Raw genomic sequence first — 20,923 nt, 5'->3', positions numbered from 1 at the left:
GTGAGACGGGATTCGGTGAGAAGTCCGTCGGCATGATCTGAGCTCGGCCTCAATCGAGCGAGGGCGAAGCTGGTTTTATGCCATCGGGGTTGACTCGATGGCCTTAGGGTTGGTAGGTAGGCTAATGGTGAAAAGGGAAATGGTCGAATACGCCGACATGGAGATGTATGCGAGTTGGCGCATGGAACGTTATGTCTGCCGAAGCAGGAAACATATCCTGCACTGTGTCAATGACCAATGGGGTTTAACCAAACCCACCCAGGAACAGATTCGCGAGATGTATCTGTCCACTCGATGACAAAAAGGCCGCCCAAACTCAGGGCGGCTTGTTTTATTTAGATGGGTGTTTAGTTAATATCGGTTCCACCAATAATCGTCAGGGTTGTAGTTGGGGGCCGGGGATACCGATGGTGTTTTGGCTGGGCGGGGCTGAATATCTCCGGCTGGGTGTAGTAGATTATGGGAAGGATTTTGGGTTCCTTGTACCGTTTCCAAGACTACATTGATGTCGACACGGGTCGAACGCAGTATCCGTTGCTGTTCTGTTGCGTGTGCTTGAAGCAGGGAGGCTTGTGTGTCGTACTCCATAAGCTCACCCCTTAGCGCCATCTGAATCGCGTCAAAAACGCTCTGTAGCTGCGAAAGAGCATGTTCTGGTTTCAGCAGTGGTTCGGACAAGCCTTTGTCGGTCAGCTTGCCTAACTGGAACGAGCGGTTCTTTGTTAATCGGGTTAGCGTATCGGTAAGCGTCACCATCAGCAGCTACTTCCTGTTATTCTTGCTGATCGCTCAATGCTGTTCACTCTTCACCCACCTTTTGTACTGCTGGAGAATCTACCGTTTCATGCAGCCCGGTCTCTATTATCGATGACCTGCCCAACAGCCAAAACGAGCGGCGCATCACACCCGAGGGCTATGTCCTTCTGTATAACGAGGAGTGTATATGCCGGTAGTTTTGCGGTGGGGCCTACGGCATCATCGCTACGCACAAATAAGACGTATTGCACAAAAATCCAGTTTGATCTAAGATACAGTCTTAAATTAAACTGGATTTTGTTATGTATTACCCACGTCACCTGCAATCCGTCCTGCAAAAGCTGTCCGCCCAATTTCCCGCCGTATTACTGACCGGTGCGCGGCAGGTCGGCAAATCCACGCTGCTTCAGCACATTGCGCCCGAATACGGATACCTTACCTTAGACGATCCCTTGCTGCTCGACCAAGCCAAAAACGAGCCGCAACTGTTTTTATTGAACCACACGCCACCGCTGATTGTGGACGAAGTCCAATACGCCCCCGAGCTGTTCCCCCTGGTGAAAATGGATATAGACCGGCGCAAGCAGAACGGCCTGTATCTGCTGTCCGGTTCGCAGGCTTTTGAGTTGATGCAAAACGTCAGCGAAAGCCTGGCCGGGCGTATTGCGGTATTGAAATTAAACGGATTGTCGTGGCGCGAAATGCGCGGCGATGATTTTCAGACGGCCTTTGTGCCGGATGAAGGCTATTTGGCCGACCGAAACCCTGTATCCAGGTTACCCGAACACGAAAATATCTGGCAGATTATCCACCGTGGCGATATGCCGCGCTTATACGAGCAGCCCGAGACCGACTGGCAGGTTTACTATGCCTCGTATGTCGCCACCTATATCGAACGCGACGTGCGCCAATTGGTCAATGTAGGCAGCAGCGGCGATTTCACTCGATTCATGATTGCCGTTGCTGCACGCAGCGGGGAGCTATTGAATTACAGCAGCGTAGCCCAGGAAATCGGCGTATCGGTGGATACCGTCAAGCGTTGGCTCACCGTGCTGCAAACATCGGGCATCGTCTATCTGCTGCAACCCTATGGCAACAACCACCTCAAACGCGCCATCAAAACCCCGAAAGTCTATATGCTGAACACGGGCCTGATGGCCTACCTGACCAAATGGCTGACGCCGGAAACCATTCAAAACGGAGCCAAGAGCGGGCAGTTTTTTGAAACCTTCGTGGTAGGCGAAATCATCAAATCCTTCCACAACCAAGGCCAAGAACCGCCGATTTATTTTTACCGCGACACCAATCAAAAAGAAATCGACCTACTGATCGAACATCGGCAGATGCTGTACCCCGTTGAAATCAAGGCTACCGCCAATCCCAATAAAAAAATGGCCGCCGCTTTCAACCTGCTGCGCAACACGCTGCCGGCAAACGAATTGGGCATCGCCCACGGCACGATCATCAACCAGTATCCGCAAAAAATCTGGTTGGCGGAGAATTTGGTTGCCGTGCCTGCGGCCTATGTTTGAGGCTACCTGAAACCGCCCTTCAAGGAATGAACCATGCCCAACACCCCCGACAACACCATCCCATCCGCACATCCCCACGACGGCACCCTCTCCCCCTGCACGCTCACCGACTGGACCTTCACCCGCTACCACACGCCCGGCAAATCAGGGTATGCCGTGGTGTACGGCACAGTCGCCCAAGACGGTTCGGGGCGTTTTGCCGCAGGCAGCCGAATCCGCACCTCGCCCGTTACCCAATGGTCGGCACCGCTGGCCCATACGCACAACTCGGTGTATTGCCTGCCGGAAGGTGCAGGCTGCTTTTGCGACCTGCCTGCAACCTTACAGCCTGCCATAGATAGTTTGGGTATCGACCCTGCCGAAGCGGCCGTTATCCTACAAAACGCCTTCATGCAGCCTGCACATGCCTTGCCTGAAACCGCTTGTTTCGGCGTTCCGGTAATGCGACCGGCAGGACAGGGCGATTGTCCAGTCGTCATGGAGTGCCACATCGCCGAATTGCCGTTCTACCTGTTTTGGCGGGACAGCAGCATCGGTTCGGCCCAAAGCCTGATAGACGGACAAGCCGCCGTTTTTCTGCACGATTGGAACGCATTCTGCCGCCGGTTTGTTCGTACTGGCAGACACCGCGGCCAAACCGGCCACACAGGTGACAAATCCGCAGACGGCCAATACAGCTATTTCGGCCTGCCGATTGTGCATACGCCAGAACAGGATAATGCCCCTGCCATATCGGAAGCCGACATCGCCAAACTACCGTTTTACACCTATTGGCACACCGCCTGCGCTTCCGATGTGCACCGGTTAGCAGACGGCACACGCGTTGTGCCCCTTGCCGATTGGGAAGCCTTCTGCCGACGGTTGGTCTTGACCGGCAGATAGGCGGGCAAAAAAAGTGCAGGCTGCTTTTTATCGCCCCAACCCTGTTTCAGACGGCCTCTAAAGCAGCCTGCACCTTATTTTTCATTGTCAGATGACCAGAAACCGAGTATCCCATGCCCCAAACCTATTTCACCGCCGACTGGCACTTCTCTCATCCCAACATCGCCCGATACTGCCCGCAATTCCGCCTACAAAGCGATAACGCCGACGAGCTGAACGAATACCTAATCGACTGCTGGAACCGCGTCGTTACCCCGCAAGACACTGTGTACAACCTCGGCGATGTCTGCTTTGCCAAAAAGCCCGCACACATCGAAGCCGTGCTGCAACGGCTTAACGGGCAGCATCATTTGATCTACGGTAACCACGACTACCTGATTCGGCAAAACGAAGCACATTTCCTCAACACGCGCAAAGCCGACGGCCATCCATTGCTCTCGTCCGCCAGCCATTACCTACGGCTCAAACTGCCCGAAATCGGCAATACCGCGATTTTGTGCCACTATCCCTTATACGAATGGGACGGCATCCACCACGGCCTATACCACCTCTACGGCCATCTGCACGACCGCATGGCTGCCGTCAAAGGACGCGCCCTCAATGTCGGCTGGGATATGCACGGCCGTTTCCTGACCGCACAAGATATTGACGGCTTCCTGCGCGACCTCCCTGCCGTGCAGTATTTCGATGACAAGCAAAACGTTATCGTTGGCAACAGCACGGAAGATGCGGCTGCAAAAGTTCGGGCGAGATTGGCAGCATTGAATGAATGAGCTTTTATTTTAGAGATGAATTTTCAGGTAGCCTTGAATGGTGCAGGCTACCTGAAAAACAGTCGGCAAAACAAAAGGACGGTTTTTCAATCCGTCCTTTCCGCATCAGCAATACCGCCAAGTGTCCCGCATAAAATGAATGATCTCGTTTAGCGGCACGGGCGAAAGCGTAAACTGCTTGCCCCCTTTCTGCTGCTCCACTTCCAAAATCAGCATACAGTCTTCCGACAACTTGCCCTCTCCGTCAAATTCCAGTTCTTTGATTTTGACCGACCGGGTGATGCCGTTGTCCGCCAAGTTCTGCCGGTATGCCTCGCCCGTGTGCCCGTAAAAATGGTAGGCAAACGCCAGCTGGTCCAGCACATCAGCAATCTCTTCCGCGCCGTAACCGCTTTGGCTGTCGGCAGGCTGGTCGTGCGTTATCAGCAGATCGGGATCATGTTTGTTTTTCAGGTAGTCTTTAACAAGGCGGCGCAGGGTTTGCCGTTCATACTCCTGAATAAATTCGCCGTGCGGCCGCTGTTTCCTATCGCCAATGCGCCCGATGCCGAGAATTTCCAGCGACTCGCCATCCTTCTGCAACACAAACGGCTCGCCCGTTTTCAGCACCCAAACGCGCCGATAAACATCAATCGGAAAAGCAGCCTGCACGCTTTGCCGTTCCAATTCATCCAAAAATTCATGGTCTTCATGATTGCCGCGCACACAGAGCATATTGAGGTTGAGCCGCTCGAGGAATTGGGCGATTGGCGGCTTGGCGTGCACAAAATCATCCACAAAGCCTAACTCATCGCGGTCTCTTGCCGCATGACGCAGCGTGGCCTTGTCCATACGGCCCTTATCCGGGAATGCGCCCATATCGCCGCATTGGACAATTAAGTCTATGGATTTGCCGGTGGTTTGCTGGTAGTGGTGTGCCAGTTTGAAGGGGAGCAGGAATTTGCCGTGGATGTCGGCGAACAGGGCAAGGCGGATCATGGGAACGGTTGCAGTTGAGTGATGGAAACAAAACGCAGAGACGGTGGCGCCTCGGTCAATCGAAAAAATATTTTAGCAGCAAACAGCAAACTATTTTTTATTTCCCCGTTCGGTGCCGAGCATCAAACTAATCTACGCCGGCTTGCACGAGAAAAGTTCCCTGAGATGACATTCTCGACACTAGATCGCTCTGAGTGATCTGCATTATGAAATCAAAACAGGCATATCCTTCAGGAGATGCCTGTTTTACTAGTATCAGTCTCTCAGATATGCTTCTGATGAAGCAAGAAACTTTTTGAATTCACACACGAACATTGCCGCCTTCAAGTTTTCGCTTAAACAGATCTGAGTGAGTACGATTTGACGGACAAAGCTTGAATGCTGCATCAACCTGATCATAGCCAAGCTGTCAGGCATAAACCTTTTTTCCAACCAGTTTTTGACTGTTCGCTCTGATACACCTGTCCAATGTGCAAGGTTTTTGACATTGACATGATTTTTCTGCAATTCTTTGTATAAAGCGCTTGAGAGTAACTCTTTCCACATATCTTCATTGATATTCTTCAAGGGAAGTTTTTTTCCATTTGAGTGCAACATTTTTCCTAACTGTTCCTTTATATTTTGTTAATCAATAAATTACCTACCATTTGTTATGGATCCAAAGGAACAGTTATCAAAACAGCAAAAAGCGGTTCTGTATATCCGTATGTCCACGGATCATCAGAAATATTCGCCTGATAACCAGAAAGCTTTTTTGCTGGAATATGCCAATAAGAATGGACTGACCGTTGTTGGTGAATTTATTGACGAAGGCATCAGCGGAGTCGTGACGCAAAAACGGTATCAGTTCTTGAACTTAATTGATTTGGTCAGAAGCGGCAAAGCAGATTTCGGTCATATTTTGGTTTATGACGCGAGTCGCTGGGGACGCTTTATTGACCCGCAAGAATCTAGTTATTACCAATACCTCTGTCAGCAGCAAAACATCATTCTGCACAAATGTGCGGAACCGATTCCAGTGGCAACAGAAGAGTTGGATCCGGTAGTAACAGGTATCATAGATGTATTCCAGCAAACTTCCGCCGGTCTCTTTAGCAAGGGACTATCAAAGAAGGTTTTTCTCGGGCAAGAAAACTTGATCAGGCTCGGTTTTCGACAAGGTGGCTCTGCAGGGTACGGATTGCGCCGCTTGTTGGTAGACGAGAATAGGCAGCCAAAATTTGAGCTTAAGGCCGGGGAACATAAGAGTATCCAAACCGACAGGGTAATTCTGGTTCCCGGCCCGGAACATGAACAGGCCGTTATCCGGAAAATTTACGAGGACTTCATTTACCAAAAAATGAGCGAACAGGCGATAGCTGATGATTTAAACAGACAGCACATTTTGACCGACCGTGGCACCTCTTGGACTAGAGGTGTTGTGCATCAAATCCTGATTAACGAAAAATACATCGGCAATAATGTCTGGAACAAAAGCAGCTATTCGCCCTTCAAGCCACATAAAGGCAAGAATGCCTCCGAACAATGGGTACGGGCTAATTCAGTCTTTCAACCCATTGTTTCCACCGTACTGTTCAATGCCGCCCAAAGCATTATCCACCAAAGAAGCCGGCATTGGAGCAATGAAGAAATGCTGGATAAATTAAAGGAGCTACTCCGAATTAATGGCAAGCTGTCTGGTTTGATCATTGATGAAGCCGCAGATTGCCCTTCCAGCAGTATGTTCCGTAGCCGCTTCGGAAGCCTACTTAAGAGCTATCGGGAAGTAGGTTATACACCCAGCCGAGACTATCGCTATCTGAAAATCAATCGTGCCTTGAGACGGACTCATGCAGATCTGGTTGAGCAGACGATTGCAGAAATTGAGCGGCTGGGGGGAGCGGTATCCCGCATTCCGGAAAACGATTTACTCCATATTAATCAGGAGTTTTTTGTTTCTCTAGTGCTGGCACGCTGTCGGATAACCGATGCTGGTACCAAACGCTGGTTTATACGTTTTGACAGTAGCCTTGCTCCTGATTTGACCATAGCTGTGCGGCTGGATGAAACGGCGGAGAAAATAGTAGATTACTATCTACTTCCTTCCGAAAAAACCCATTGTGCCAAAGTGAGATTGATGGAACAAAACCCAATTGACTGGGATTGTTATCGCCATAAAGATTTGAGTCGTTTTTTTGCCATGAGTAAACGGGTATTGATTAAGGAGGCAATTTTATGAGGATGGTGATTCAAACACTACCGATCAATCGAATCAAGGTCCTGAATCCACGCAGTAGGAACCCCAAAGTGTTTAACCAATTGGTCGCCAGCATCGCGGCAGTCGGTCTAAAGCGTCCGATTACCGTTACCAAATCGGAAATATTGGATGGAGAACAATGGTATGGCCTATTATGCGGCGAAGGAAGATTGACCGCCTGCCAAGAGCTAGGTGAAGAGTACATACCGTGTCACATTGTGGAGGTTAGTGGTGACGAAGGATTTTTAATCAGCCTGGCTGAAAATATTGCTAGACGTAAGCACACCAATTTGGAAATACTGTCTGCCATTCGGGTGTTGTATGAACGTGGATATTCCGAAAAAGATATTTCACGAAAAATTGGCCTGCATCAAGCATACATACGGGGAATTTTACATTTGTTGCGAGAAGGTGAGGTACGCCTGATTGCAGGCGTAGAAAAAGGCTATTTGCCGATTGACGTTGCTGTCGATATTTCCCGTGCAAAAGAAAAAGAAGTTCAAACGGCTTTATCCGATCTCTACCAACAACAGAAGCTAAAGCGCGGAGATATTGCCAAAATCAGGAGACTGATCCAACAGAGAAAGCGTGATGGTAAAACTTACCACTTCACTCCGAGGCGTAATACACCTATCAATAAGGAGAAGCTACTTCAAATGTATGAGAATGAGATTAAGCGAAGACAGTTGATGGCAACACAGGCTGAATTTTGCCAACAACAGCTGCTGATCATTCTTTCTGGGTTAAATCGTTTGTTTGAGGATAATCATTTCAAAACACTGCTTCGGGCAGAGAGAATCGTAGATATGCCTGAGAACCTCAGTAAATGTCTGAGCCATTATAGGGAAACATATATCAATGAATCAGCCTAAACACATCGCTTATGCTTTTCAAGCATCATTGAAGAACATCGCGCTCAAAGATATTCAAACCATGCACCCCTTCCCCGAAGGGATACGGGAGAGCGTGAAGTTCAAAAGCATCTTGGCCTCAGTAGAGGAAATTGGTGTTATTGAGCCGCTGGCTGTTTATGAAGAAAACGGTAAGTACCTCTTACTGGACGGGCATCTCCGTCTGCTTGCCTTACAAGAACTAGGAATCGACACGGTAGTATGTCTGCTGTCCACAGACGATGAAGGATTTACCTATAACCGGCAAATTAACCGGTTAAGCCCAATTCAGGAATACCGGATGATCAGCCGTGCAATTGGCAAAGGCATATCAAGGGAGAAAATTGCCAAAACCCTGAATATCAACTTATCCGGAATCGAAAGCAAGTTGAATTTGCTGAATGATATCGCGCCCGAAGTAGCCGCGAAACTCGCAGACAAGCATCTGGCACAAGATACGTTTCGGATTCTCCGAAAAATGAAACCCATCCGACAGATGGAAGCTGCAGATATGATGATTGCAGCCAACAAGTTCACCAAGTCCTATGCGGAGATGATCTTGGTGGCCTCCTCCCAGGAAGACTTGGTTGATCATGCTCAGAAAAAGAAAAAGCACTCGGATAGTCTAGAAAAACTTTCACTGTTGGAACAAGAAATGGACAGGTTGAAGGAGGACTATACCCGGACAGAGAAAGAAATTAGTGATACCAATCTGTCTTTGATTGTGGCTGGCGGTTATTTGAAAAGATTGTTAGATAACTCTGCCGTGAAAGAGTTCATCAGCTTGTATTATGCGGACATCCTAACCGCATTAGATACGGTTTCCCAGCAATTGCAACAAGCCCCGATGTCTCTTGAAAAAGAGTAAAGTATCAAAAAAGCTGCCTCATTTCTGAAAGGTGGCTTTTTTAGCTTTGTTACTCCAATCACAAAAAGTATGCCACCCTCCGAAAGGCTGTAGAAATCAGTAGCGTTTCTACACTTTTTCCGCTACTGAAAGCTTCCATTTTTGCTGAAATAGTTTTTGAGTAGTTATCCGGTGTTGTCAAGAACAGAGTGGGTTTCCTGTACCTATCGACATTCTTGATAATGCCGGGTAGCTGCTTAATTGGGTCTTCAAGCAAAAATCAAAAGTGTAAACAATACTGTTAATCTCGACATATACTAGTGTCGGAAATCAGCTCGGCAAGCATAACTGCTCGGTTGAGTATGGAATTAATATCTTGTTTGACCAATTTGCGGGTGGCATCTCTAGCGGAGCAGGCGTGGGCTAGATTGATACTGGGTAGGAGCCAATAGAGGAAACGGTCTCTTTAACGTCCATTCAGAAACTGTAGCACTATAGTTTTGAGCCATTGGGTGGTAATGAAGAGTAGGTAGAGGCTGTTGCTATCTGTAAGCTATTACGGCTTGTTAGTTGCTTTGGTTTGTTGGTTATTGGCGAAAGATAGAGGAAGCAAATAATATCTTTCGATAATTCTGATTATTGCTTTTGTATTAGCAACTAAATTCAGGTAAAACGATTACATAACAAATTATTATGAATAGCAAAATATCCTTACGTTTGCTAGAATAACCAAATTTACTTGATTTAACATGATGAATCCTAGGAACTCCCCATGTCCCACCAAACCGAGCTGATTAAGAAACTTCAGGAAATCTTCCAAATCGACCGAGCCGACCTTGATTTCGGTATTTACCGTATTTTAAACAGCCGTTCGCAGGAAATCGGCGATTATTTGCAAAACAAATTGCCCGCCAAAATTCAGGCTGCGTTTTCCGCGTCCGGCCAAACGCAGATTGACGGCTGGAAACGGGAATTGGCAGAAGCCGAAAAAGCCGCCGCAGACTTGGGCGCAAACCCTGCCGACCTGCCCAAAGTCAAGGAATTAAAAGGTAAAATCGCCATCGCGCAAAAAAGCGGGGCGGCGGGTGAAGCGGCGGTTTACAACCATCTGCTCACCTTCTTTTCGCGCTACTACGAAGAAGGCGACTTCATCAGCCAACGCCGCTACAAGGGCGATACCTACGCCGTGCCGTACAGCGGCGAAGAAGTGCTGCTGCACTGGGCTAATAAAGACCAGTATTACACCAAATCGGGCGAGAACTTCAGCAACTACCGCTTCAAACTTTCAGACGGCTGCGAAGTATTTTTCCGCCTGACCGCAGCCGACACCGCCAAAGACAACCGCAAAGACAACGATGCCGCCCGCGTATTTGCGCTGGCACAAGAGCGCGTGATTGAAAAAGAAGACGACAACGGCGATATTTACGAAGAAGCGGTTTATCCCGTCCGCGAAATTTCAGACGCTTCGGGCGGCAAAACGCTGGAAATCCGCTTCGAATACATCGTTGCGCCCAAAGGCGAGAAAAAGCCGCAGGAAAAAGCCAACGAAAACACCATCGTCGCGCTTAAAAAACTCATCGGCGAAGATTGGCAAGCCGTTTGGCAGCCTGCACCGACCGAGAAAAACCCAAACCGCACGCTGTTGGAAAAGCAACTTGCCGACTATACCGCCAAAAACACCGCCGATTATTTCATCCACAAAGACTTGGGCGGCTTTTTGCGCCGCGAATTGGATTTTTACATCAAAAACGAAGTGATGGACTTGGACAACATCCAAGACGCGCCCACCTTCGCCAACATCGAAGGCAGCCTGCACCAAATCCAAACCCTGCGCGCCATCGCCCGCGAAATCATCGATTTCCTCGCCCAACTGGAAGATTTTCAGAAAAAGCTGTGGCTGAAAAAGAAATTCGTTGCCAAAAGCCACTGGCTCATCACGCTGAACCATATTCCCCAAGAAATGCTACAAACCGTGTTTGCCAATGCCAAACAGCGCGAAACATGGAAAAATCTTTTTGCAATCAATGATTTACCCCCCCCGATAAAAATCCGGATTCCTTTGTCGAATCAAACCCTTATCTGACGGTTGATACGTCCCTTTTCCCTACCTCCTTTCAAACCGCGCTCCTTGCCGCCCTCTCCAACGACCATAATTTAGATGAAGCCACAGACGGCCTGCTCATCCATTCCGACAATTTTCAAGCCCTGAACCTGTTGCAGGCGCGTTATCGCGGACAGGTGAAATGTATTTATATTGATCCGCCGTATAACACGGGCGGCGACGGGTTTGTTTATAAGGACAATTACCAGCATTCTAGTTGGGCTAGCCTGATTTCAAACGCCACTCCCCTTGCACATTCTTTGCAGCCTGATAACGGCGTTTTCTTTGCCAGTATTGATGACGATGAACAGGTTTTGCTTCGCCAAATTACCGAACTGACTTACGGTAAACAGAATTTCATCAATAACGTGATTTGGCAAAAGAAATATTCCCCGTCCAATGACGCAAAATGGCTTTCAGATAATCATGATTTCATTATTGCGTTTGCTAAAAACAAAGAAATTTGGCGACCTGATTTATTGCCACGTTCAGAAAAAACGCAAGCAATGTATAAAAACCCAGATAATGACCAACGTGGAGTTTGGAAATCTGGGGATATGTCAGTAAAAACATATTCACCATCAACAGATTATCCAATTGCCACGCCATCAGGACGTATAGTTAATCCGCCAGCAGGTAGATGTTGGCGCGTATCAAAAGAAAAATTTGAAGAATTAGTTGCAGATAATCGTATTTGGTTTGGAGAAACAGGAAATAACGTTCCATCTGTTAAACGTTTCCTTTCTGAAGTTAAAGACGGCGTAACACCTTTGACTGTATGGACTTACGAAGAAGTCGGACACAATCAGGAAGCCAAAAAAGAAATGGTTGCCTGTTTTAATGTCGGACAAGAAGTTTCAACAGAATTACTTAGCAAGGCTACGCCCAAGCCTGTTCGTTTGCTAAACCGCATTTTGACAATTGGCGCAAAAGCTAACGATAGCCTGATTTTGGATTATTTCGCCGGTTCAGGTTCAACCGCCCATGCCGTCATCAACCTGAACCGCGAAGACGGCGGCAGGCGAAAATACATCCTGGTCGAACAAGGCGAATATTTCGACACGGTGTTGAAGCCGCGCGTGCAGAAAGTGGTTTATGCCGAAAATTGGAAAGACGGCAAGCCGCAAGCCGATAAAGAAAGCAGCCTGAACGGTGTGCCGCAAATCGTCAAAGTCTTAAAACTGGAAAGCTACGAAGACACGCTGAACAACCTGGTGTTAAAAGACAACGGCGATTTGTTTGCCAAATTGAATGACGGCGCGAAGGAAGATTATCTCTTGCGCTATATGCTGGCCGACCAAAGCCGCGATTCGCTGCTCAATACCGATGTTTTCAGACGGCCTTTCAATTACCAAATGGACATCGCCACGAATTCGGCAGGCGCAACCGAACGGATGGACATCGACTTGGTGGAAACGTTTAATTACCTGCTGGGCCTGCGCGTCCATGCCGTCAAAGACCGCATTGAAAAAGACGGCTATTTGGCCGTGGAAGGCACGCTGCCGGACGGGGAAACCGCGCTGGTGCTTTGGCGCGATTGCGAAAAGGTAGGATACGAAGGTTTGGATGCGCTGTTAGGCCGTCTGAAAATCAACCCGCAAGATTCGGAATACGATACGGTGTATATCAACGGCGACCACAACATCGCCACGGTGTGGGAAAACGAAAACGGCGTTTCGGGTCGTCTGAAAATCCGCCAGATTGAAAGCGAATTTATGGCGTTGATGTTTGGGGAGACGCAATAATGGCGAAAAAACCGACTTTCCACGACCATCTGATTTTAAACCGCTGGCTGCTCTCGCTGTTCCACAAAAAAGATTTGGCAACACTCAAGGCGCAGATGGGCGGCGATGAATACGAGGGCGAAGCCAAAGATGAACAAAGCGGCTTCTTCCACCAACTGACGGGCGTTTTGTTTTTCGGCGAAGGCTCTGCCTTGTCGGAAAACGATTTGCGCCGCTACGATTTGAACGTGTTGCGCCATTGGCGGCAAATCACGCAAAAGCGCAATAAAACCTACCATCAGGAATTGAAACTCAAATATTTCCAATATCTGTCGCTGATTTTTACCGAGATTTATCTGGATTGGTATTTCAACCGCCGAGATGCGCTTCTGGAGGTGTTGAACGAACAGCTTGAACAATATCAAAACGAAACGGGTAAGGCTGCGGAAAAGTTCGCGCCCTATCAGGCGGAAGATTTGAATATGACCGCCTTTTGGAATGCCACGGGCAGCGGCAAAACGCTGTTAATGCACGTCAATATCTTGCAGTATCTGGAATATTCGGACAAAAAACCGGACAAAATCATCGTCTTGACCCCGCGAGAAGGCTTGAGCAGGCAACACGTCGCGGATTTGGCTTTGTCGGGTTTCGGCGCGGCTCTGTTCGATAAAAACGGCACATCGAATTATCCTTCCCTTGATTTTGATGGCAACAGTTTGAACATAAAAGTAGAAGTCATAGACATCAACAAGCTGGGCGACAAATCGGGTGAAAAAACCGTGGCGGTAGAAGCCTTTGCGGGCAGTAATCTGGTTTTGGTGGATGAAGGACACAGCGGCTCGAGTGCAACCGACGGCGCATGGCTGAAACGGCGTGAAGCCTTAACCAAAGGCGGCTTTTCCTTTGAATATTCGGCCACTTTGGGGCAGGCAGTGGCGGGCAAAAAGAATGCCTTGCGCGAAAAATACGCCAAATCCATTTTGTTCGACTATTCCTACAAATATTTCTACGCCGACGGCTACGGCAAGGAAAGCCTGATTCTAAACCTGAAAAAAGGCGCGTATTTCGCCGAACATGAAAAGCTGTATTTCACCGCCTGCCTGCTGTCGTTTTACCAGCAGATGTATCTGTATCAGAAGCATACGGGTCGTCTGAAAACTTGGAACATCGAAAAACCTTTGATGATTTTTGTCGGTAAAAGCGTTGCCGATAAAACCAGCGGCAGCGAAACCGCCGAACAGAAAACGGAAAAATCGGACGTGTTCCATGTGTTGTCGTTTTTGGCGTTTTTCCTGAACGAGCGGGAAAAAGTGGAAGGCTATCTGGCGGATTTGGTGGCGGACAAGGCAAGGCTTTTGGACGATAAAGACAACAATATCTTCCTGCGTCGCTTTGCGCCCTTGATGGATTTTGCGGGTAATTCGGCGGCTTTGTACGACGATATTCTGCGTTTGGTGTTCAATGCCGAAAGCGGCGGACGCTTACAGCTCAAGCAGCTTAAAAAGGCAGAGGGTGAATTGTCGCTGTCGGTCGGCGGTTTCCCCGCGTTCGGCGTCATCAATATCGGCAATGCTGCGGATTTTGCCAAATCGGGTGAAAACTATCGCGATGAATTCGATACTTCGGGCGATGAATTTTCAGGTAGCCTGTTTGATACGATTAATACGCCTTCGGGCAATATCAATTTCTTGATCGGCTCGAAAAAATTCACCGAAGGCTGGTCGAGCTGGCGCGTTTCCACCATGGGGCTTTTAAACATGGGCAAAAGCGAAGGTAGCCAGATTATCCAGCTTTTCGGTCGCGGCGTGCGCCTCAAGGGACAGGGCTATTCGCTCAAGCGCAGCCTGCCGGGCGAACGTCCGTACGGCGTGCATCTGGAAAAGCTGGAAACGCTCAATATTTTCGGCATCAACGCCGACTATATGGAAAAATTCCGCGAATATTTGGCGGAAGAAGGCGTGGATACCGAAGACATCATCACGCTGGACTTTAAAGTTCAGCCCAATCTGCCGCAGGGCGTGAAATTGCGGACTTTGGCTTTGGACGACGAATACAAGGGCAACCGCCAAAAAAGTTTCAAGCGCAGCATGAATGTGGATTTGTTTGAAATCCCCGAACAATGGCGCGGCAAAATCAAGCCGCCTTTTGCCGTGTTGGACTGTTATCCGCGCATTCAGGCACTTGCCAGCAAGGGCAATCAGATTGCCCAATCCAAAGACAGGCAGAAACAGACGGCTGCGCTGAACAGCAATCTGTTTGAACTGTTCGACTGGGACAGGATTTACCTGAAATTGCAGCAGCACAAGCTTTTGCAGTCTTGGAACAATCTTCGTTTGGACAAAGGTCGTCTGAAAACTTTCGCCGAAACAACCGGCTGGTACAAACTCTATATCCCATCATCCGAATTGGCAGTGCAATCCTTTGCCGACGTGAAAAAACAGGAAGGTCTTTTGATCGAATTGCTGCTGGACTATGCCGATGCGTTTTACAAGTCGCTCAAAGCCGCCTACGAAGGGCAGTTTTACCGCGAGAAAATCGTGGACGAAAAAAACGGTTCCATGCTCGACAGCTATCTGTTCTCCATCAACAAAACAGAAGACGGCGGCGGCTATGAAGCCAAATTGAACGATTTGAAACGCCGCGTGGAATCGGGCGAATTGGCGGAGATGGTGGGCTGGACTGCACCGAATGTGGAAGCCATCTGCTTTGACCCGCATCTGTTTTACCCGATTATGGTGTTGGAAAACAAAGAGGCTTTGCCCTTTACCATGAAGCCGCTGTCCATGAATGAAGAGAGCGAAATTCAGTTTGTGAAGGATTTGCAAAAGGCGGCGGGGGAAAAAGGCCGTCTGAAAGAATGGACGGGGGACAAGGATTTGTATCTCCTGCGAAACGCGGCAAACAAAGCCAAGGGTTTGGGTTTTGCGCTGGCGGGCAATTTCTATCCCGATTTTTTGTTGTGGCTGGTGGACAGGGAAAGCGGCAGGCAGTGGCTGACCTTCATCGACCCCAAAGGCATACGCCACATGACGTGGGAACATCCGAAATTCGGTTTGGCGGATGAAGTGAAAAAGCTGGAACAGTCTTTGAAGCTGCAAGATTTGACGTTGAACAGCTTTATTTTGTCCGTTACGTCGTATAAGGGCTTGCTGGACGATGGCGCGGCAGCCGTGTTCGACAAAACCGAAGACGAGTTCCGCGAAAAACATATCCTGTTTATGGAAGACGAAAATTATCTGCAAACCATGTTCGACATGATTTTAAACGGGGATAAAGTATGAACATCACGCCGCATCAGGCCAAATATTACGCGCACCAGCTTTTGTGCCAAAAAAGCGGCGACGAGCGGCTGTCGCAGGCTTTGTTTGAAGCGCAGGTGGATTTGCAGCCGCACCAAATCGATGCCGCATTGTTTGCTTTGGAAAACCCTCTGCGCGAAGGCGTGTTGCTGGCGGACGAAGTGGGTTTGGGCAAAACCATAGAAGCGGGTTTGGTATTGTGCCAGCTTTGGGCGGAACGCAAACGCCGCCTGTTGGTGGTTTGCCCCGCCGCGTTGAGAAAGCAATGGCAGGCGGAATTGCGGGAAAAATTTTCGTTGCCGTCTTTGGTGCTGGATAAAGCAGTTTTAAAGCAGCAAAACCGCAGTCTGACCGATTTTCTGACTTCGCAAGCGGGCAGGCAGGTTTTGGTGGTTTCCTATGAGTTTGCCGCCAAATGTGCCTCTGAAATCAATGCCGCCGGCTGGAATTTAGTGGTGTTTGACGAAGCGCACAAATTACGCAATGTCTATAAAAGCGGTAGTAAGCAGACGCAAACGCTTTTAAATGCGTTTGCAGGCAGTCAAAAACTACTGCTTTCCGCTACCCCGCTGCAAAACTCACTGATGGAATTTTACGGCTTGTCGCTTTTTCTGGACGAACATTTGTTCGGCAGCAAAAAGGAATTTCAAAAGTGTTTTATTAATCGTGGCGATACGGACGAATTGCGGACGCGCTTATCGCCTTATGTGAAACGCACGCTCCGCAAGGATGTGTTGGAATATATCCGATACACCCGCCGCCACACCATCACGCAAAATTACCGCCTGAACGACGACGAATACGCGCTTTACATAGCGGTTTCGGATTTTTTGGCCAAAGGTGAATCCTACGCTCTGCCCAAGCGGCAAAGGCATTTGACGGGATTGGTACTGCGCAAACTTTTAGCATCTTCCACACCCGCCCTTTCCGGGACGCTGGGCGTTATCCGACAAAGGCTGGATACAATGCAAAAAACGGCTCAAAGGCCATCTGAAAGCCTGCTTGCCTCCTTGGGCGAAGATTTGGAAGACTGGGAAGCGTTTGACGATGACGAAAACGACGGCGATGCAGAACCCATAGACTTCAAACTGTTGGCGGCGGAAATCGCCGAAATGGATGGTTTCATCAAACATGCCCGTGCCCTAACACATGACAGCAAAGCTCAAGCACTGCTGCAAGCCTTGAAAACCGGTTTGCAAAAAATGCAGGAAGCAGGTGCGGCGGACAAGGCGGTGATTTTTACCGAATCGGTACGCACCCAAGAATACCTGTTTGAATTTTTAAGCAAAAACGGTTACGAAGGGCAAATCGTACTGTTTTCCGGCAGCAACAAACATCCCGACAGCCAACGGCGTTATAAGGCGTGGCTGGATAAAAACGCGGGCAGCCCGCACCACACCGGCTCACCCGCCGTGGACAAACGCACTGCATTGATTGATGCCTTTAAAAATCAGGCAAAAATCATGATTGCTACCGAATCCGCTGCTGAAGGCGTAAACCTGCAATTTTGTTCGCTGCTCATCAACTACGATTTGCCGTGGAATCCGCAGCGCATCGAACAGCGTATCGGCCGCTGCCACCGCTACGGACAAAAATCGGATGTCGTGGTGATTAATTTTTTGAATACCCGCAACGATGCCGACCGTCGCGTGCTGGAGCTTTTAACCGACAAATTCAAACTGTTTGACGGCGTATTCGGCGCATCTGACGAAATACTGGGCAAGATTTCAGACGGCCTGGATTTTGAAAAGAGAATATTGGAAATTTACGACACCTGCCGCACGCCCGAAGCGATTCAGACGGCCTTCGACCGGCTGCAACAGGAGCTGGAAAGCCAAATTGCCGAGACGCGGAAACTGGCGGAAGAGCGGCTGTTGGAATATTTCGATACCGACGTGCACGACCGATTCAAAACCCGTTTGCAGCAAACCCGCGATCGTCTGGACGATTTTCAACGCTGGTTCTGGCTGGCCAGCCGCTTCGCCTTAAACAACTACGCCGACTTCAATCCGCAAAGCTACCGCTTCGACCTGAAAACCGCTCCCGAGCCGCATTTGCATTTGGGCAGATACCGCCTGCTCAAAGAGAGTGGCACAAACGATACTGCCGCCCTGCACCGTCCCAATACCGATTTGGGGCAATGGTGTCTAGCCCGATGCCAAAACGTCCCGACACCCGCTGCCAAAATAATGTTTGACTACGGCAATTTTGATGGCGGCAAAATCAGCATCCTTGCCCAAAACCAAGGTAAATCAGGCTGGCTTTTGGTGGCAAAACTCAAAATCTTTTCACAAGCCGATACCTTTGAAACCCTGCTCTTTACCGCGCGTACCGATGGCGGCGAATGGCTGGACGACGATTTCTGCCAAAAACTTTTGCTGCTTGACGCACGGCAAAACAGCCATACAGACAGCGTTCCACAAGACATCACCGAAAGCGCCTCCTTGAAACAGGACAGCTTTTTTTCCCGCTACCAAGAACAAAACAGCCGCCACTACCGCGAGCGCGTTTTACAGTTCGACCGCTGGGCAGACGACCAAAAAGCCGCCTTGGGCGACGAATTAGAAGAAGTCAAAATAAAAATCAAAAATGCCAAACGGGAACGTGATTTAGCACAAAACACCGCCGAATTGGCACAATACGAAGACCTAATCCGCAAACTGGAACAACAAAAACGCCGCCTGAGAAACACATTGGACGACAAAGAAGATGAGATTGACGACAAACACGAAGCTTTAATCCAAGAATTGCGCCATCAGACGGTATTTGAAAAAGACATCGAGACTTTGTTCGCAGTCAAGTGGGAGATTGTGTAGGAAATGACTTGAGTCCTATAACTGCTTAGATTGTCTGTATAAACAATGTTATCAGGCATAATTTTCTTCTTGATGATAGGTTGTGTAGCTATATAACATAGTAAAGAATAATAGATATAGGAAACTCTCTCTGTTCTTGATAGTGGAAGAAAGTTTCTTGAAAGCAATTAAACAGAAATGAAAGCTTCCAGTGGTGAAAAAGTATAAACAACGAGCTGAGTTACGATAATTGAGGCATACACTAGATAGTGCCGTTTTCGTGTAGTAGCAGTTTATAGTTGGCAGCGTCTGACTTGTTGTGGACGAAGCTATAATGAAATAGTCCACATCGGTTACCGCGCAGAATGAATAACACGTAGGAATGTCTAGCATTTCATAGATGAAGTGCCGATAACACCTTCTTCTCGGAATATCTGTGGCGCATTGGTATCGAGCTGTTTGTTTTTTTGCATTAGTTGGTTTGAGTATCAATGGGAATACCCTCGTTGGCTTTGGCACAAATCGTGGCACAAATGACCGCAGCCAGTAGTATATGAACAGATAAAAAACGCCCTAAATCAAGGGCGTTTGTCTATACACATACTACTGGTTACGGGCTAGGTGGGTTCGATTCCCCCGCCTCCACCAATACCCAAAATCCCAACCCTCATCGGCTGGGATTTTTTTGCCCGTTCCCCCAGTGTTGGCGCGGTTTCCGGGCCTTGCCTTGCGAGCGCCGCCCCTGCGAAGTCGACGTTTTTGCCCCCCACCGACGCCTCTCTGTTCTCCGTTTTCTCTGGTGGCCACGCGATCGTTCCCAAGGTTATTTCCTTTGCTGACGCAGGTTTAGAGGCGGTCGTTTGTGGTTAGCAACTCCTGTAGCGGTGGCGACCGAGTGCCAAGCGGCCACAAAAAAACCGTCCGCAGGCGGTTGCTGGCGCTGGGTGCAACGCGCTCACCCGGGTAGCTGGATGCGTTGCAGACTGAGGGACATACGGGTGCTGTGGCTTCCACCCTATAGCTCGGATTTCAACCCGATAGAGAAGACATGGGCATGGATCAAACGGTTGAGGAAACAATGGCGGTTGGCTGATGTGAATGCCCTGCTGTTTTGGTTCTTTACTCTCGTTACTCTTTATTAGCAATTTGACTATAGATGATCAATCGTCCAGTTTCGGAACGTCCCAGTCCGCCGGGCGCGCTTCGCCGGTCTGGTAGAACTGCTTCACCAGCTTCACGTATTCCAGAAAATCCCGGTTCTCTGTAGCCAGTCGATTGGCCATGTCCCAATCGATTTCGTCACGCTCGCGGGCCGGTATCAGGACCTGACTGTCGGCAGGGTTGTCCACGTCCAGCTTGATGAAACCGATGCCGTGGGCGGCGAACAACATCCGCAGTTCCTTTAGAGTATCGGTGCCGCCGATTTCCGCCGTCACCAGATAGCCAAAGTTGGCCCACAAAGAATTCGACACTGCCTGAAAAAAACACTCGCGCACGTTCGAACGGTTGATCAACAGCTTGGCCTCGAACGACCACAACTTGGTGCGCTTGTCGGAATACTGGTTGACGCAGTCCCGCACCTCCTGATGCCAGTCCGCACCCAAGTCTTCCATGCCAACCACGTCCGGGTAAAGCCAGCGGTTCCCGTTCGGGCCGCGCTTATTCGATGAACGCTTCTCATCGATGCGCTTGGAGAATACGCTAAACTCCTCCCACAAGTATTGCGACAGCAGCGGGTACAGCGCGTGCTCGTCAATTTTCAAAATACTCGCATCTGCAGTCGTCGATGTCCCCTCGCTTTCGGCAGCCGCCACTTCGGCGCTGTCCGAGCGTTCCGAAAAGTAGTAACGGCGCGGCCGTCCTTCTGTCGTTTTGAGTCCCGGATGCTTCGTTTGCATACGCGGGCGCTGCGAGCTGATTTCAGCAACTAGCTGCTGCACCAAATCCGCATCGGACTTTATGTAGTCGCCACGGCTGTTAGCACGCTTTTCCTGGCACTCATCCGGGTATGAAGCGAACACCCACTCGGCGATCTGCCGTGCAGTGAATTTCTGCTCGGGCCGATCCTTCAGGTAGCCAATGACGGCCTTTGCAAGATTGAGTGTCATGT

General features: G+C 49.2%; 15 protein-coding genes and 1 pseudogene. 11 read left to right on the top strand and 5 right to left on the bottom strand.

Annotation, left to right across the window (positions count from 1 at the left end; genetic code table 11):
• Nucleotides 1-351: 351 nt before the first annotated feature.
• Nucleotides 352-756, bottom strand: a complete 405-nt coding sequence (locus HMPREF2541_RS08765; protein WP_070543171.1) for a hypothetical protein — start codon at nucleotides 754-756, stop codon at nucleotides 352-354.
• 302 nt (nucleotides 757-1,058) lie between these two features.
• Between HMPREF2541_RS08765 and HMPREF2541_RS08760 the strand changes: the two genes are divergently transcribed.
• From HMPREF2541_RS08760 to HMPREF2541_RS08750, 3 genes are all read left to right on the top strand, one after another.
• Nucleotides 1,059-2,288, top strand: a complete 1,230-nt coding sequence (locus HMPREF2541_RS08760) for an ATP-binding protein (protein WP_070543168.1) — start codon at nucleotides 1,059-1,061, stop codon at nucleotides 2,286-2,288.
• A gap of 33 nt (nucleotides 2,289-2,321) precedes the next feature.
• On the top strand, nucleotides 2,322-3,170 hold the full coding sequence (locus tag HMPREF2541_RS08755) for a hypothetical protein (RefSeq protein ID WP_210387154.1): 849 nt from the start codon (nucleotides 2,322-2,324) through the stop codon (nucleotides 3,168-3,170).
• Nucleotides 3,171-3,283: 113 nt separating this feature from the next.
• Complete coding sequence (locus tag HMPREF2541_RS08750) at nucleotides 3,284-3,943, top strand: phosphoesterase (RefSeq protein ID WP_070543166.1); 660 nt, start codon at nucleotides 3,284-3,286, stop codon at nucleotides 3,941-3,943.
• A 105-nt stretch (nucleotides 3,944-4,048) separates the two neighbouring features.
• Here HMPREF2541_RS08750 and HMPREF2541_RS08745 read toward each other — a convergent pair whose 3' ends face one another.
• Both HMPREF2541_RS08745 and HMPREF2541_RS08740 read right to left on the bottom strand, forming a co-directional pair.
• A complete protein-coding gene (locus tag HMPREF2541_RS08745; RefSeq protein ID WP_070543163.1) occupies nucleotides 4,049-4,921 on the bottom strand; it encodes a metallophosphoesterase family protein in 873 nt (290 codons plus the stop codon).
• A 255-nt stretch (nucleotides 4,922-5,176) separates the two neighbouring features.
• The gene (locus HMPREF2541_RS08740; RefSeq protein ID WP_041961345.1) at nucleotides 5,177-5,518 is read right to left on the bottom strand and encodes a hypothetical protein; all 342 of its coding nucleotides are present in this window, start codon (nucleotides 5,516-5,518) and stop codon (nucleotides 5,177-5,179) included.
• 55 nt (nucleotides 5,519-5,573) lie between these two features.
• On the opposite strand from HMPREF2541_RS08740, the gene HMPREF2541_RS08735 reads away from it, so the two are divergent.
• The 7 genes from HMPREF2541_RS08735 (at nucleotide 5,574) to HMPREF2541_RS08710 (ending at nucleotide 18,834) form a co-directional block, all read left to right on the top strand.
• Entirely contained in the window at nucleotides 5,574-7,139 is a 1,566-nt protein-coding gene (locus tag HMPREF2541_RS08735) for a recombinase family protein (RefSeq protein ID WP_070543161.1), read from the top strand.
• On the top strand, nucleotides 7,136-8,029 hold the full coding sequence (locus HMPREF2541_RS08730) for a plasmid partitioning protein RepB C-terminal domain-containing protein (protein WP_003822224.1): 894 nt from the start codon (nucleotides 7,136-7,138) through the stop codon (nucleotides 8,027-8,029). The genes HMPREF2541_RS08735 and HMPREF2541_RS08730 overlap by 4 nt, the downstream gene beginning before the upstream one ends.
• Nucleotides 8,016-8,915, top strand: a complete 900-nt coding sequence (locus HMPREF2541_RS08725; RefSeq protein WP_070543158.1) for a plasmid partitioning protein RepB C-terminal domain-containing protein — start codon at nucleotides 8,016-8,018, stop codon at nucleotides 8,913-8,915. Before HMPREF2541_RS08730 ends, HMPREF2541_RS08725 begins: the two co-directional genes overlap by 14 nt.
• A gap of 751 nt (nucleotides 8,916-9,666) precedes the next feature.
• Nucleotides 9,667-10,977, top strand: a complete 1,311-nt coding sequence (locus HMPREF2541_RS12030) for a restriction endonuclease subunit M (RefSeq protein WP_210387153.1) — start codon at nucleotides 9,667-9,669, stop codon at nucleotides 10,975-10,977.
• Nucleotides 10,978-11,108: 131 nt separating this feature from the next.
• Nucleotides 11,109-12,740: a site-specific DNA-methyltransferase gene (locus tag HMPREF2541_RS12025; protein WP_246824983.1), complete on the top strand. Its 1,632-nt coding sequence runs from the start codon at nucleotides 11,109-11,111 to the stop codon at nucleotides 12,738-12,740.
• Nucleotides 12,740-16,000, top strand: coding sequence for a DEAD/DEAH box helicase family protein (locus tag HMPREF2541_RS08715; RefSeq protein WP_070543155.1), 3,261 nt, complete (start codon nucleotides 12,740-12,742; stop codon nucleotides 15,998-16,000). The genes HMPREF2541_RS12025 and HMPREF2541_RS08715 overlap by 1 nt, the downstream gene beginning before the upstream one ends.
• On the top strand, nucleotides 15,997-18,834 hold the full coding sequence (locus tag HMPREF2541_RS08710; protein WP_070543152.1) for an SNF2-related protein: 2,838 nt from the start codon (nucleotides 15,997-15,999) through the stop codon (nucleotides 18,832-18,834). Before HMPREF2541_RS08715 ends, HMPREF2541_RS08710 begins: the two co-directional genes overlap by 4 nt.
• On the opposite strand, the pseudogene HMPREF2541_RS12605 reads toward HMPREF2541_RS08710, so the two are convergent.
• Nucleotides 18,819-18,914: pseudogene (locus tag HMPREF2541_RS12605) on the bottom strand (IS1595 family transposase); the annotation flags it as partial. The gene HMPREF2541_RS08710 and the pseudogene HMPREF2541_RS12605 sit on opposite strands and share 16 nt — an antisense overlap.
• Before the next feature lie 870 nt (nucleotides 18,915-19,784).
• Here HMPREF2541_RS12605 and HMPREF2541_RS12600 point away from each other — a divergent pair.
• Entirely contained in the window at nucleotides 19,785-19,955 is a 171-nt protein-coding gene (locus HMPREF2541_RS12600; RefSeq protein WP_080543247.1) for a transposase, read from the top strand.
• 18 nt (nucleotides 19,956-19,973) lie between these two features.
• Here the strand turns inward: HMPREF2541_RS12600 and HMPREF2541_RS08700 are convergent, their stop codons facing one another.
• Nucleotides 19,974-20,921 carry a COG2958 family protein gene (locus HMPREF2541_RS08700; RefSeq protein ID WP_003823956.1) on the bottom strand — a complete coding sequence of 316 codons (948 nt, stop codon included), beginning with the start codon at nucleotides 20,919-20,921 and terminating at the stop codon, nucleotides 19,974-19,976.
• Nucleotides 20,922-20,923: the final 2 nt, after the last annotated feature.

Origin of the sequence: Eikenella sp. HMSC061C02, from assembly GCF_001809035.1 — a bacterium.
Taxonomy (GTDB): domain Bacteria; phylum Pseudomonadota; class Gammaproteobacteria; order Burkholderiales; family Neisseriaceae; genus Eikenella; species Eikenella corrodens.
Note: the sequence above shows the minus strand (reverse complement) of the source record. Positions and strands in the feature narration are given on the sequence as shown.